Origin of the sequence: Neisseria bergeri (genome assembly GCA_003044455.1) — a bacterium.
Lineage (GTDB): Bacteria > Pseudomonadota > Gammaproteobacteria > Burkholderiales > Neisseriaceae > Neisseria > Neisseria bergeri.
This window is the reverse complement of the sequence record POWY01000009.1, coordinates 12990-25403: the sequence shown is the minus strand read 5'-3', so window position 1 is coordinate 25403 and position 12414 is coordinate 12990. Positions and strand designations below refer to the sequence as shown.

Genomic DNA, 12414 nt, shown 5'->3' with positions numbered 1-12414 from the left:
GTGTTTATTTCATGTCTAAAAAGAATCAATCTTCTCGATTAACCAATCAGCATAAATCATCACAGGGAGTTATTGGGATATTTGGAGATGAAGCAAAAATCCATGATAAAACAGTTGGAGAAATTGCAAGACTTGTACAAAAGCAATTAGAGACTGACTACCCGAAATTATTATTTAGATATAGAACAACAGTAACAAAAGAAGAAATTAATCAGTCATTAAAAGAACTTGATCCTGAACTAGGGCAAACCCTCTTTGTTGAAAATTCTAGTATCAAGCCTGACGGAGGAATTATTGAAGTTAAAGATGATTCTGATAACTGGAGAATTATTCTAGTTACAGAGGCTAAACATCAAGGAAAAGATATTGAGAACATCAAAAAAGGAATTTTAGTTGGCGCACAGAATAATCAGGATTTAATGGCTGCTGGAAATGCTATTGAACGGTCTCATAAGAACATTTCTGAGATTGCAAATCTAATGCTAAAAGAATCCTATTTCCCATATATTTTATTCTTAGAGGGTTCCAATTTTCTGACTGAGACAATTGAGGTTGCCAGACCTGACGGGAGAATAGTAAAGCTTGAATATAATTCAGGATTATTGAATAGATTAGATAGATTAACAGCCGCCAACTATGGAATGAGCATTAATACCAACTTATGTAAGAATAAATTTCTGAGGCATGGAGATAAAACAATTATGTTGCAAGCAACATCAATTTATACACAAGGGCAAGGCATTGCTTGGAATAAAACAGAAATGTTTAATATTATGTATGGTGTAGCCGACACCTCACTTCAAGTGTTAGGAAGTGATTTATTTAAACAACTAACTAAAAAATAGAATTACTATGACTCGAAACGTAGATCGTACATTTTTAAAAAATGCAAAAATAAATAGAAACGATGAATTTTATACACAGTTGATAGATATAGAAAACGAACTGATCCATTATAAGCATCATTTTAAAGACAAAATTGTACTTTGTAATTGCGATGACATAAGATTTAGTAACTTCTTTAGATATTTCTCATTGAATTTCAAGAAATTAGGGATTAAGAAATTAATTTGCTCATCCTACAAGAAAGAGTATATAGGAAACAACGAACAAGGTTTCTGGTATGAATATACAGGAAATGAAGGCAGTGAAATAAAAACTGATGATATTATGTTTTTCAAGGGAGATGGTGATTTTAGAAATATTGAGAATATTGAACTGTTGAAAAAAGCTGATATTGTCGTAACAAATCCACCATTTTCACTATTTAGAGAATATATTGACCAAATAATAAAGTATGAGAAAAAATTTCTTGTGATTGGAAATATCAATTGTATTACATATAAAGAAATATTCAAATTAATACAGAATAATCAAGCTTGGTTAGGTATAAACCTAGGTAGAGGAATTTCAGGTTTTATTGTACCAAAGCATTATGAACTTTATGGAACAGAGACTAAAATTAATGAAAATGGAGAAAGAATTATTTCTCCAAATAATTGCCTATGGTTAACAAATCTAGATAATTCAAAACGACATGAGAATATACCGCTGACTAAGAAATACTATGGAAATGAAGGAAATTATCCTAGGTATGATAATTACGATGCAATTAATGTAAATAAGACAAAAGATATACCTATTGATTATAATGGGATTATGGGAGTTCCCATTACGTTCTTACACAAGTTTAATCCTGAACAATTTGAAATTATTCAGTTTAGGAAAGGTAGTGACGGAAAAGATTTATCTATAAATGGAAAAAATCCATATTTCAGAATTTTAATCAAAAAAAAATTTTGATTCCCAAAACTTCATGAAAGAAAGACCCACCCATGCCCAAACGTACCGACCTAAAATCCATCCTTATCATCGGCGCCGGCCCTATCGTTATCGGTCAGGCCTGCGAATTTGACTATTCGGGCGCACAGGCCTGTAAGGCTTTGCGTGAAGAAGGCTATAAAGTCATTTTGGTAAACTCCAACCCCGCCACGATTATGACCGACCCTGAAATGGCGGATGTTACCTACATCGAGCCGATTATGTGGCAGACGGTGGAGAAGATTATCGCCAAGGAGCGACCCGATGCGATTTTGCCCACGATGGGCGGCCAGACCGCGCTGAACTGTGCGCTGGATTTGGCGCGCAACGGCGTGCTGGCGAAATACAATGTCGAGCTGATCGGTGCGACGGAAGACGCGATCGATAAGGCGGAAGACCGCGGCCGCTTTAAGGAGGCGATGGAAAAAATCGGTTTGTCCTGCCCGAAATCTTTTGTCTGCCACACGATGAACGAAGCTTTGGCGGCGCAGGAACAGGTCGGCTTTCCGACGCTGATTCGTCCGTCTTTCACGATGGGCGGTTCGGGCGGCGGCATTGCCTACAACAAAGACGAGTTCTTGGCGATTTGCGAACGCGGTTTCGATGCGTCGCCCACGCATGAGCTGCTGATTGAGCAGTCCGTGCTCGGTTGGAAAGAGTACGAGATGGAAGTGGTGCGCGATAAAAACGACAACTGCATCATCATCTGCTCGATTGAAAACTTCGACCCGATGGGCGTGCATACGGGCGACTCGATTACGGTTGCGCCGGCGCAAACGCTGACGGACAAAGAATACCAAATCATGCGTAATGCTTCGTTGGCGGTGTTGCGCGAAATCGGTGTGGATACGGGCGGCTCGAACGTTCAGTTTGCGGTAAACCCTGCAAACGGCGAGATGATTGTAATTGAGATGAACCCGCGCGTGAGCCGTTCGTCCGCGCTGGCTTCCAAAGCGACGGGTTTCCCGATTGCGAAGGTGGCGGCGAAACTGGCGGTCGGCTTTACGCTGGACGAGTTGCGCAACGACATCACCGGCGGTCGCACACCCGCGTCGTTCGAGCCGTCCATCGACTATGTGGTAACCAAAATCCCGCGTTTCGCGTTTGAAAAATTCCCTGCCGCAGACGACCGCCTGACCACGCAGATGAAATCCGTGGGCGAAGTGATGGCGATGGGACGCACGATTCAGGAAAGCTTCCAAAAAGCCCTGCGCGGCTTGGAAACAGGTTTGTGCGGCTTCAATCCGAGAAGCTCCGACAAAGCGGAAATCCGCCGCGAACTGGCCAACCCAGGTCCTGAGCGCATGCTCTTTGTAGCCGATGCGTTCCGCGCAGGCTTTACTTTGGAAGAAATCCACGAAATCTGCGCCATCGACCCTTGGTTCTTGGCGCAAATCGAAGACTTGGTAAAAGAAGAAAAATCGGTTTCAGACGGCATTTTGAGTGATTTGGATTTCGCCGCCCTACGCCGTCTAAAACGCAAAGGCTTCTCCGACAAACGATTGGCACAATTGTTGAACGTAAGCGAAAAAGAAGTGCGCGAACACCGCTACGCACTGAAGCTGCATCCCGTGTATAAACGCGTCGATACCTGCGCCGCCGAGTTCGCCACCGAAACCGCCTACCTCTATTCCACTTACGAAGAGAAATGCGAAGCGCGTCCTTCCGACCGTAAAAAAGTGATGATTCTCGGCGGCGGCCCGAACCGCATCGGTCAGGGCATCGAGTTTGACTACTGCTGCGTTCACGCCGCACTTGCCCTGCGCGAATCGGGCTTTGAAACGATTATGGTGAACTGCAACCCAGAAACCGTGTCCACCGACTTCGACACCAGCGACCGCCTCTATTTTGAGCCGCTGACGCTGGAAGACGTGTTGGAAATCGTCCGCACCGAAAACCCGTGGGGCGTGATTGTGCATTACGGCGGTCAAACCCCGCTAAAACTGGCTAATGCATTGGTTGAAAACGGCGTGAACATCATCGGCACGTCCGCCGACAGCATCGATGCCGCCGAAGACCGCGAACGCTTCCAAAAAGTGTTGAACGACTTAGGCCTACGTCAACCGCCCAACCGCATCGCCCACAACGAAGAAGAAGCCCTCGTTAAAGCCGAAGAAATCGGTTATCCGTTGGTTGTCCGTCCTTCTTACGTCCTCGGCGGCCGCGCCATGCAGATTGTTCACTCTGCCGAGCAGTTGCAAAAATATATGCGCGAAGCCGTGCAGGTTTCCGAAGACAGCCCCGTGCTGCTCGACTTCTTCCTCAACAACGCGATTGAAGTCGATGTGGACTGTGTTTCAGACGGCAAAGACGTGGTTATCGGCGGCATTATGCAGCACGTCGAACAGGCGGGCATCCACTCGGGCGACTCCAGCTGCTCGCTGCCGCCCTATTCCTTAAGCGAAGAAATCCAAGACGAAATCCGCCGCCAAACCAAAGCGATGGCATACGCACTGGGCGTGGTCGGTCTGATGAACGTGCAGTTTGCCGTGCAGGACGGCGTGGTGTTCGTGTTGGAAGTGAACCCGCGCGCCAGCCGTACCGTGCCCTTCGTCTCCAAAGCCACCGGCGTGCCGCTTGCCAAAGTCGGCGCGCGCTGCATGGCAGGCATTTCCCTGAAAGAACAAGGCGTGGAAAAAGAAGTTGTCCCCGATTTCTATGCCGTCAAAGAAGCCGTGTTCCCCTTCATCAAATTCCCGGGCGTGGATACGATTTTGGGACCGGAAATGCGCTCCACCGGCGAAGTGATGGGCGTGGGTGCAAGTTTCGGAGAAGCCTACTACAAAGCCCAACTCGGCGCGGGCGAACGCCTCAACCCGACCGGCAAAATCTTCCTCTCCGTGCGCGAAGAAGACAAAGAACGCGTCATCAAAACCGCCAAAAACTTCCAAGCATTAGGCTACGGCATCTGCGCCACGCGCGGCACGGCGCAATACCTGACCGAACACGGGCTGATTGTGCAGACCATCAACAAAGTCCCCGAAGGCCGCCCGCACATCGGCGACGCACTGAAAAACGGTGAAATCGCACTGGTCGTGAATACCGTTTCCAGCAATCCGCAATCCGTGTCCGACAGCCACATCATCCGCCAAAGCGCATTGCAGCAACGCGTGCCGCAATACACCACCACCGCCGGCGGCGAAGCGATGAGCGAAGGCACGAAAAGCCGCGACCATCTGGGCGTGTACAGCGTTCAAGAGCTGCACGGGCGTTTGAAAAACCGCAACTGATGCCTGAATCAGGTTGAACTATGCCGTCTGAAGCTGTTTTGCGGTTTCAGACGGCATTTTGTCATTCGGAAAGCCGATGTTGCCACACACAAGCCGTACATAAGGAACAGCCCTATCACGCTCCCCATATAGACTGCCATTGCCGCCGGCTATACATCATCTTATTTATTTTTTCTCAAAGTTATTAAGTAAGCAAAAACAGTTTTATGACGGATTTTTATAGAATTATCCACAGAGATTGTTTCCCAGTTCCTCCGCCAAAAAATCCAAAAATACGCGTAAGCGGAGATTGACGGCTTTATCGCTGTAATAAACAGCATTAAAGGGGTGCGTTTTATTGGAGGTTTGTTCGGCGAGCAGGGGAATTAACTTTCCTTCAGCGATGTCGTTGTCAACCAAAAAATCTGATAAGTAAGCAATACCGCAACCTGAAAGGCACAACGAGCGTAAGATTTCACCGCTGCTGGCGGTAAAGTGCGGTGAAATTTTATAGGGATTTCCCTGCGCATCTAAAACCGCCCATGTATTTAGAGAACCGGGTTCTGTGAAGCCTAAACATTGATGGTTGGCAAGATCTTCTACAGATTGCGGCGTGCCGTGTTTTGCCAGGTATTCAAGACTGGCGACTACGCGGAAGCGGCTGTCAAACAGATGGCGTGCACGCAGCCCGGAATCGTCCAATTCTCCGGCCCGTAAGGCAATATCGACTTTGCGTTCAATCAGATTGATATAGCCTTCGGAAGAAACGAGCGAAAGTCGGATATGCGGATAGCGTTCGTTGAATTTTGCTGCCAGCGGCGCCAGCAGATGCAGCACCATCGGCATCGCGGAATCCACGCGCAACACGCCTTGCGGTACTTCGTGCACTGCCAGCATTTCGGTTTCCGCCGCTGCCATTTCTTGCAGGATTCTCTGCGCGCGGCGGAAATATTGCGCGCCCTCTTCCGTCAGACTGAGTTGCCGCGTGGTGCGGTTGAGCAGGTTCACGCCCAACTTTTCCTCCAGCCGTTTGACGATGCGGCTTACGGCAGAATTTGCCATCGCCAACTGCTCCGCCGCACGGCTGAAGCTGCCGCTTTCCACCACTTGAACAAATACGGTCAGTTCTTCTGAATTGGTTTTCATCGTGTTTCCTTTTCGGTTGAAACCCCGCCCTTTAGGGCGACAGGATCAGACTTTATTCGGGAGGGGCGTAACCCCTTCCGAATCAGGACGGCACACAGGGCGGTGCTTTATGTGTCATCCTGTGTGTTGAAACATCTGATTATTCCATTTGACGCAAAAGTGTTTTCTTATTTTTGTACTTTTAAATCATAAAGTAAAACAGTACAATACATTCATCAATTCACAAACGAGGTAACAAATGAATATTTTATTATTAGACGGCGGCAAAGCGTTCGGACATTCTCACGGCGGGTTAAACCACACGCTTCACAAAAAAGCGAAAGAAGTTTTGACCGCGCTCGGACACAATGTTCAAGAAACCGTGATTGATGCCGGCTATGATGTTGAGGCAGAAATCGAAAAATTCGTTTGGATGGATGCCGTGATTTGGCAGATGCCGGGCTGGTGGATGCACGAGCCTTGGACAGTGAAAAAATATATGGACGAAGTATTTACCGGCGGACACGGCAAACTCTACCAAAGCGACGGCAGACACCGCGCCAATCCGACTGAGGGCTACGGCACAGGCGGCTTGTTGCAAGGCAAAAAACATATGCTTTCACTGACTTGGAATGCGCCGATTGAAGCCTTTACCCGCGAAGGCGATTTCTTTGAAGGCAAAGGCGTTGATGTTTTGTATATGCACTTCCACAAAGCCAACGAGTTCATCGGCTTGACCCGCCTGCCGACATTCTTGTGTAACGATGTGATTAAAAACCCGCAAGTGGAAAAATACTTGGCAGACTATCAGGCACACTTGGAAAAATTGTTCGGCTAAAAATTTGTCTGATAAACAAACAAAGGCCGTCTGAAAGATTAAATGGTCTGCACCACTAAGGTTGGACTAACCAACCGACTAAGGTGCAGATTATTTTTTGTTGCTTTTTCAGCTTTTCGTTGGGTTAGATATTCTTGCTCACTGTTTTCAGTCAGCCTTGAATACAAAAAATGGCGTATGTAATATGCTTATACGACCAAAACGGAATGAATTTTAATGTATTGCGCGTCATCAACAATGACTGAGTTTCTCGCCTCTCGCGCCTGAATCTATGTCATACAGTTCCTTTCATTCAAATCAACAAAAGAATGCCGTCCGAACATCCGTTCAGACGGCACTTGTCTCCCCCCAATAGACTTGGGGCTGTTCTAACGTACCACCCCTTCGTTCCGCCCCAAAACCATCGCATCGCCGTAGCTGAAGAAACGGTATTCGCGTTCGACCGCATGACGATATACGGCGCGGATATGCCCCATACCCGAAAACGCGCTGACAAGCATCAGCAGCGTCGATTTCGGCAGATGGAAATTGGTAACCAACCTGTCGGCAACATTAAAACGGTAGCCCGGCGTGATGAAAATATCGGTATCGCCCTGCCCCACTTTCAGACGGCCTGTCTCGAGCGCGGCAGACTCGAGGGCGCGCATGGAAGTCGTGCCGACCGCCCAGACTTTGTTCCCCCGTGCTTTTGCCGCCTCAACGGCGGCGGCGGTTTCAGACGGCACTTCAAACCATTCGCTGTGCATTTTGTGTTCTTCGATTTTATCGACGCGCACGGGTTGGAACGTTCCCGCACCGACGTGCAGGGTTACTTCTGCGGTTACCGCGCCTTTGTCTTTCAGACGGCGCAAAAGTTCTTCCGTAAAATGCAGGCCCGCCGTCGGCGCGGCGACCGCGCCCTGATATTTGGCATAAACAGTCTGGTAACGGCTGTCGTCGTCCGCATCGGCGGCACGTTCGATATAAGGCGGCAGGGGCAGGTGTCCGTTCTGTTCCAAAAGTTCGTAAACGGTCTCTCCGCCTTCAAAACGCAGGCAGAACAGTTCGCCCTCACGCCCGACCATCACGGCGCGGATGCCGCCTTCAAACACCAGCCCCATACCGGGCTTGGGGGACTTGGACGAACGGATGTGCGCCAGTGCGGTATGGTTGTCCAATACGCGCTCAATCAGGGCTTCGATTCTGCCGCCGCTGTCTTTCTGCCCAAACAGCCGCGCCTTCATGACTTTGGTGTTGTTGAACACCAAAACGTCGCCCGCCTCGACATAATCCGGCAAATCGCCGAACACCCGGTCTTGCAGCGGCATATCGGGCAGCGCGACCAAAAGGCGGCTGCTGCCGCGCACCTCGGGCGGATGCTGGGCAATCAGGTGTTCGGGCAGGGTAAAGTCAAAATCTAAAATATCCATTTTTACACTCTCGTTCGGGCAAGCCGCCATTATACGCACTTTAGCCCTTTTTCAGACGGCATCTTTGCCCGAAAAACCAACAGATTAGAATAAACACTCTTGACCCGGGGCATCTTGTGCGCAAAATCAAACTTCCTGCACATTTCCCCCAAAAACCGCCGTTTTTTGATATTTTACTGGACATTTGCCGACAACTTCGGGAAAATGGACACATTCTCACGGTCGTTTTCCACCACAGGAAAACCGTATCCGAACACCATTCCGCCCGGTTTGCGCCGTTGCCGCAAGCCGGCTGTTTTCTGAAAAACCAACGCAACAACCCGCCGGAACACCGGCAGCCTTTAAAGGAACAGAAATGGATTTGCGCAAATTAAAAAAACTGATTGATTTGGTTGAAGAATCGGGCATCGCCGAAATCGAAGTAACCGAAGGCGAGGAAAAAGTCCGCATTACCCGTACCATTGCAGCTGCGGCAGCTCCCGTTTACGCCGCGCCCGTACCTGCCGCCGCGCCGGCCGTAACGCCTGCCGCCGCACCCGTTGCGGCATCCGCGCCCGCCGCCGCACCGGCCGCCCGCGATTTGTCCGACGCGCAAAAATCGCCTATGGTCGGCACGTTCTACCGCGCACCCGGTCCGAATGCCGCGCCTTTTGTCGAAGTCGGTCAACAGGTTAAAGCCGGCGACACGCTGTGCATCATCGAAGCGATGAAGCTGATGAACGAAATCGAAGCCGAAAAATCCGGCACGGTCAAAGAAATTCTGGTCGAAAACGGTACGCCCGTCGAATTCGGCGAACCGCTCTTCATTATCGGATAATCCTGTTTTCCCCCTACAGCGTTCCCGCACCTTTTTTACGGACGGGTTGCCGGAACCGCAGGAAAGGTCATCATGCTGAAAAAAGTTTTAATCGCCAACCGGGGCGAAATCGCATTGCGCGTACTCCGTGCCTGCCGCGAAATGGGCATTGCCACCGTCGCCGTGCATTCCGAGGCCGACAAAGACAGCCTGCACGTCAAACTCGCCGACGAATCCGTGTGCATCGGCCCTGCCGCTTCCGCGCAAAGTTATCTGAACATTCCCGCCATCATTGCCGCCGCCGAGGTTACCGATGCAGATGCCATCCACCCCGGCTACGGCTTCCTTGCCGAAAACGCCAATTTCGCCGAACAGGTCGAACAGTCCGGCTTTACCTTCATCGGCCCGAAACCCGACACCATCCGCCTGATGGGCGACAAAGTCTCCGCCAAACACGCGATGATAGCGGCAGGCGTGCCCTGCGTCCCCGGTTCTGACGGCGCATTGCCCGACGATGATGCCGAAATCCTCAAAATCGCCGACAAAGTCGGTTATCCCGTGATTATCAAAGCATCGGGCGGCGGCGGCGGACGCGGTATGCGCGTGGTCGAGAAAAAAGAAGACCTGCTCCAATCTGTCGAAATGACCAAGGCCGAAGCAGGCGCGGCATTCGGCAACCCAATGGTTTATATGGAACGCTACCTGCAACGCCCGCGCCACGTCGAAATCCAAGTGCTTGCCGACGAACACGGCAACGCCGTCTATCTTGCCGAGCGCGACTGTTCGCTGCAACGCCGCCACCAGAAAGTCATCGAGGAGGCACCCGCCCCGTTCATCGATGAAGAGGCACGCAAAAAAATCGGCAAAGCCTGTGCCGATGCCTGCAAACGCATCGGCTACCGGGGCGCGGGCACGTTTGAGTTTTTATACGAAAACGGCGAATTTTTCTTTATCGAGATGAACACGCGCGTTCAGGTCGAGCATCCGGTTACCGAACTCATCACCGGCGTGGACATCGTGCAGGAGCAACTCCGCATCGCATCCGGCCTGCCGCTGCAATACAAGCAAAAAGACATCAAAATCGAAGGACACGCCTTCGAGTGCCGCATCAATGCCGAAGACCCGTACAACTTCATCCCCAGCCCGGGCCCGATTGAAAGCTGCCACCTGCCCGGCGGCTTCGGCATCCGCGTGGACAGCCACATCTACCAAGGCTACCGCATCCCGCCGTATTACGACAGCCTGATCGGCAAAGTCTGCGTACACGGCAAAACGCGTGAACAGGCAATGGCGAAAATGCGCGTAGCCCTTGCCGAGCTGGCGATTACCGGCATCAAAACCAATACGCCGCTGCACCGCGACCTGTTCGCCGATGCAGGTTTCCAAGAAGGCGGCGTCAGCATCCACTATTTGGAACACTGGCTGGAAGATCGCAAAGCCAAACAGGACAAATAAGCCGTCCCCGATATGCCGTCTGAAGCCGCCCGTCCGCGTTCAGACGGCATTTCCCTTGCCCCGCCGTCTGAAACCGATTTCGATATTTCCAAGAAAGCCCGTTATGCCCTACCAACAAATCACCGTCAACGTCAACGATGCCGTCGCCGAACGCCTCGCCGACGCGCTGATGGAACACGGCGCACTCTCCGCCGCCATCGAAGATGCCTACGCCGGCACCGAAAACGAACAAGCCATCTTTGGCGAACCCGGTATGCCGACCGAACAAATCTGGCAGCAAAGCAAAGTCATCGCCCTGTTCGACGAACACGACGAAGCCGCCGTCATCATCGATGCCGCCGCACAGGAATGCGGGTTAAAAGACTTGGCATACACCGGCGAAACCATCGAAGACCAAGACTGGGTGCGCCTCACGCAATCGCAATTCGACCCCATCCGAATTTCCGACCGCCTGTGGATTACCCCCTCCTGGCACGAAGCACCCGAAGGCTGCGCCGTCAACCTCCGCCTCGATCCCGGACTCGCCTTCGGCACCGGCAGCCACCCGACCACGCGCCTCTGCCTCAAATGGCTGGATACGCAACTCAAAAACGGCGAAAGCGTCCTCGACTACGGCTGCGGTTCGGGCATCCTGACCATTGCCGCCCTCAAACTCGGTGCAGGTTCCGCCGTCGGCGTGGATATTGACGGACAGGCCGTCCGCGCCGGCAGGGACAACGCCGCGCAAAACAACGTCGATGCACAATTTTATTTGCCCGAACAATTGCCATCCGGACAATTCGATGTCGTCGTCGCCAACATCCTCGCCAACCCTTTGCGTATGCTCGGCGAAATGCTTGCCGCCCGCACCAAACAGGGCGGCCGCATCGTGTTATCCGGTTTGTTGGACGAACAAATCGAAGAACTCAGCGGCATTTACAGCCAATGGTTCGACCTCGACCCGGCGGAAACTGACGAAGGCTGGGCGCGCTTGAGCGGCGTAAAACGCTGAAACGGAAAGGAAACACCGTGCAGGACAAAAACAACCTCTGCTGGCTTGATATGGAAATGACGGGGCTGAACCCCGAAACCGACCGCATTATCGAAGTCGCAATGATTATTACCGACTCGGATTTGAATGTATTGGCGCAATCCGAAGTTTACGCCATCCACCAAAGCGATGAGCTGCTCGACAATATGGACGAGTGGAACACCGCCACACACGGCAGGACGGGGCTGACGCAGCGCGTGCGCGAATCGCGGCATACCGAAGCCGAAGTCGAACAGAAACTGCTGGACTTTATGTCGGAATGGATACCCGGACGCGCCACGCCGATGTGCGGCAACTCCATCCACCAAGACCGGCGTTTTATGGTCAAATATATGCCGAAACTGGAAAACTACTTCCACTACCGCAACCTCGACGTTTCCACGCTGAAAGAACTCGCCAAACGCTGGAATCCGCCCGTTGCCAAAAGCGTGGTCAAACGCGGTTCGCACAAGGCATTGGACGACATTTTGGAAAGCATCGGGGAAATGCGCCACTACCGCGAACACTTTCTGATTTCCGCCCCGAAAGCCGAAGCGCAATAAGAAACAAACAATGCCGTCTGAAACGCAGTTTGCATTTCAGACGGCATTTTTACAGCAGATTGAAATCAAAAATATACACGCCCGTCCTTCCCGCGCAGGCAGGAATCCGGAAGGTCGGGCCTGCCGTTATTTTCAATCATTACAGAAACTGAAAGGTCCGGATTCCCGCCTGCGCGGGAATGACGGCGG

11 protein-coding genes are annotated in these 12414 nt (G+C 51.0%); 9 read left to right on the top strand and 2 right to left on the bottom strand.

The annotated features are described in order from the left end of the window. The first annotated feature begins 11 nt into the window (after positions 1-11). From DBY86_RS09115 to carB, 3 genes are read left to right on the top strand one after another with little or no spacing between them, the layout of a single operon-like run. Positions 12-845, top strand: a complete 834-nt coding sequence (locus DBY86_RS09115) for an EcoRI family type II restriction endonuclease (protein WP_107810555.1) — start codon at positions 12-14, stop codon at positions 843-845. A gap of 7 nt (positions 846-852) precedes the next feature. Next, on the top strand, positions 853-1803 hold the full coding sequence (locus DBY86_RS09110) for an adenine-specific methyltransferase EcoRI family protein (RefSeq protein ID WP_107810556.1): 951 nt from the start codon (positions 853-855) through the stop codon (positions 1801-1803). Between the two features lie 32 nt (positions 1804-1835). Further along, on the top strand, positions 1836-5051 hold the full coding sequence (carB, locus tag DBY86_RS09105; protein ID WP_107819736.1) for a carbamoyl-phosphate synthase large subunit: 3216 nt from the start codon (positions 1836-1838) through the stop codon (positions 5049-5051). Positions 5052-5276: 225 nt separating this feature from the next. On the opposite strand, the gene crgA is transcribed toward carB, so the two are convergent. Beyond that, positions 5277-6176, bottom strand: a complete 900-nt coding sequence (gene crgA, locus DBY86_RS09100) for a LysR family transcriptional regulator CrgA (protein WP_107819735.1) — start codon at positions 6174-6176, stop codon at positions 5277-5279. A 238-nt stretch (positions 6177-6414) separates the two neighbouring features. Here crgA and DBY86_RS09090 point away from each other — a divergent pair, with 238 nt between their 5' ends. After that, complete coding sequence (locus tag DBY86_RS09090; RefSeq protein ID WP_107819733.1) at positions 6415-6993, top strand: NAD(P)H-dependent oxidoreductase; 579 nt, start codon at positions 6415-6417, stop codon at positions 6991-6993. Between the two features lie 368 nt (positions 6994-7361). Here the strand turns inward: DBY86_RS09090 and queA are convergent, their stop codons facing one another. Next, positions 7362-8402, bottom strand: a complete 1041-nt coding sequence (queA, locus tag DBY86_RS09080) for a tRNA preQ1(34) S-adenosylmethionine ribosyltransferase-isomerase QueA (protein ID WP_107819732.1) — start codon at positions 8400-8402, stop codon at positions 7362-7364. A gap of 116 nt (positions 8403-8518) precedes the next feature. Here queA and DBY86_RS09075 point away from each other — a divergent pair, with 116 nt between their 5' ends. The 5 genes from DBY86_RS09075 to orn all read left to right on the top strand — a co-directional run bounded on the left by DBY86_RS09075 (position 8519) and on the right by orn (position 12225). Beyond that, positions 8519-8776 (top strand): acetyl-CoA carboxylase, encoded by a 258-nt coding sequence (locus DBY86_RS09075; protein WP_107819731.1) that lies wholly within the window; start codon positions 8519-8521, stop codon positions 8774-8776. After that, positions 8758-9219, top strand: a complete 462-nt coding sequence (gene accB, locus DBY86_RS09070) for an acetyl-CoA carboxylase biotin carboxyl carrier protein (RefSeq protein WP_002256934.1) — start codon at positions 8758-8760, stop codon at positions 9217-9219. Before DBY86_RS09075 ends, accB begins: the two co-directional genes overlap by 19 nt. Before the next feature lie 72 nt (positions 9220-9291). Beyond that, positions 9292-10653 (top strand): acetyl-CoA carboxylase biotin carboxylase subunit, encoded by a 1362-nt coding sequence (gene accC / locus DBY86_RS09065; RefSeq protein ID WP_107819730.1) that lies wholly within the window; start codon positions 9292-9294, stop codon positions 10651-10653. Between the two features lie 103 nt (positions 10654-10756). Continuing rightward, the gene (prmA, locus tag DBY86_RS09060; RefSeq protein ID WP_107819729.1) at positions 10757-11644 is read left to right on the top strand and encodes a 50S ribosomal protein L11 methyltransferase; all 888 of its coding nucleotides are present in this window, start codon (positions 10757-10759) and stop codon (positions 11642-11644) included. Between the two features lie 17 nt (positions 11645-11661). Further along, positions 11662-12225 carry an oligoribonuclease gene (orn, locus tag DBY86_RS09055; RefSeq protein ID WP_107819728.1) on the top strand — a complete coding sequence of 188 codons (564 nt, stop codon included), beginning with the start codon at positions 11662-11664 and terminating at the stop codon, positions 12223-12225. Positions 12226-12414 lie beyond the last annotated feature (189 nt).

Coding starts and splice junctions, on each gene's coding strand:
- DBY86_RS09110 (WP_107810556.1), top strand. CDS start 853: ATGACTCGAAACGTAGATCGTACATTTTTAAAAAATGCAAAAATAAAT.
- prmA (WP_107819729.1), top strand. CDS start 10,757: ATGCCCTACCAACAAATCACCGTCAACGTCAACGATGCCGTCGCCGAA.
- crgA (WP_107819735.1), bottom strand. CDS start 6,176: ATGAAAACCAATTCAGAAGAACTGACCGTATTTGTTCAAGTGGTGGAA.
- accC (WP_107819730.1), top strand. CDS start 9,292: ATGCTGAAAAAAGTTTTAATCGCCAACCGGGGCGAAATCGCATTGCGC.
- queA (WP_107819732.1), bottom strand. CDS start 8,402: ATGGATATTTTAGATTTTGACTTTACCCTGCCCGAACACCTGATTGCC.
- carB (WP_107819736.1), top strand. CDS start 1,836: ATGCCCAAACGTACCGACCTAAAATCCATCCTTATCATCGGCGCCGGC.
- accB (WP_002256934.1), top strand. CDS start 8,758: ATGGATTTGCGCAAATTAAAAAAACTGATTGATTTGGTTGAAGAATCG.
- DBY86_RS09090 (WP_107819733.1), top strand. CDS start 6,415: ATGAATATTTTATTATTAGACGGCGGCAAAGCGTTCGGACATTCTCAC.
- DBY86_RS09115 (WP_107810555.1), top strand. CDS start 12: ATGTCTAAAAAGAATCAATCTTCTCGATTAACCAATCAGCATAAATCA.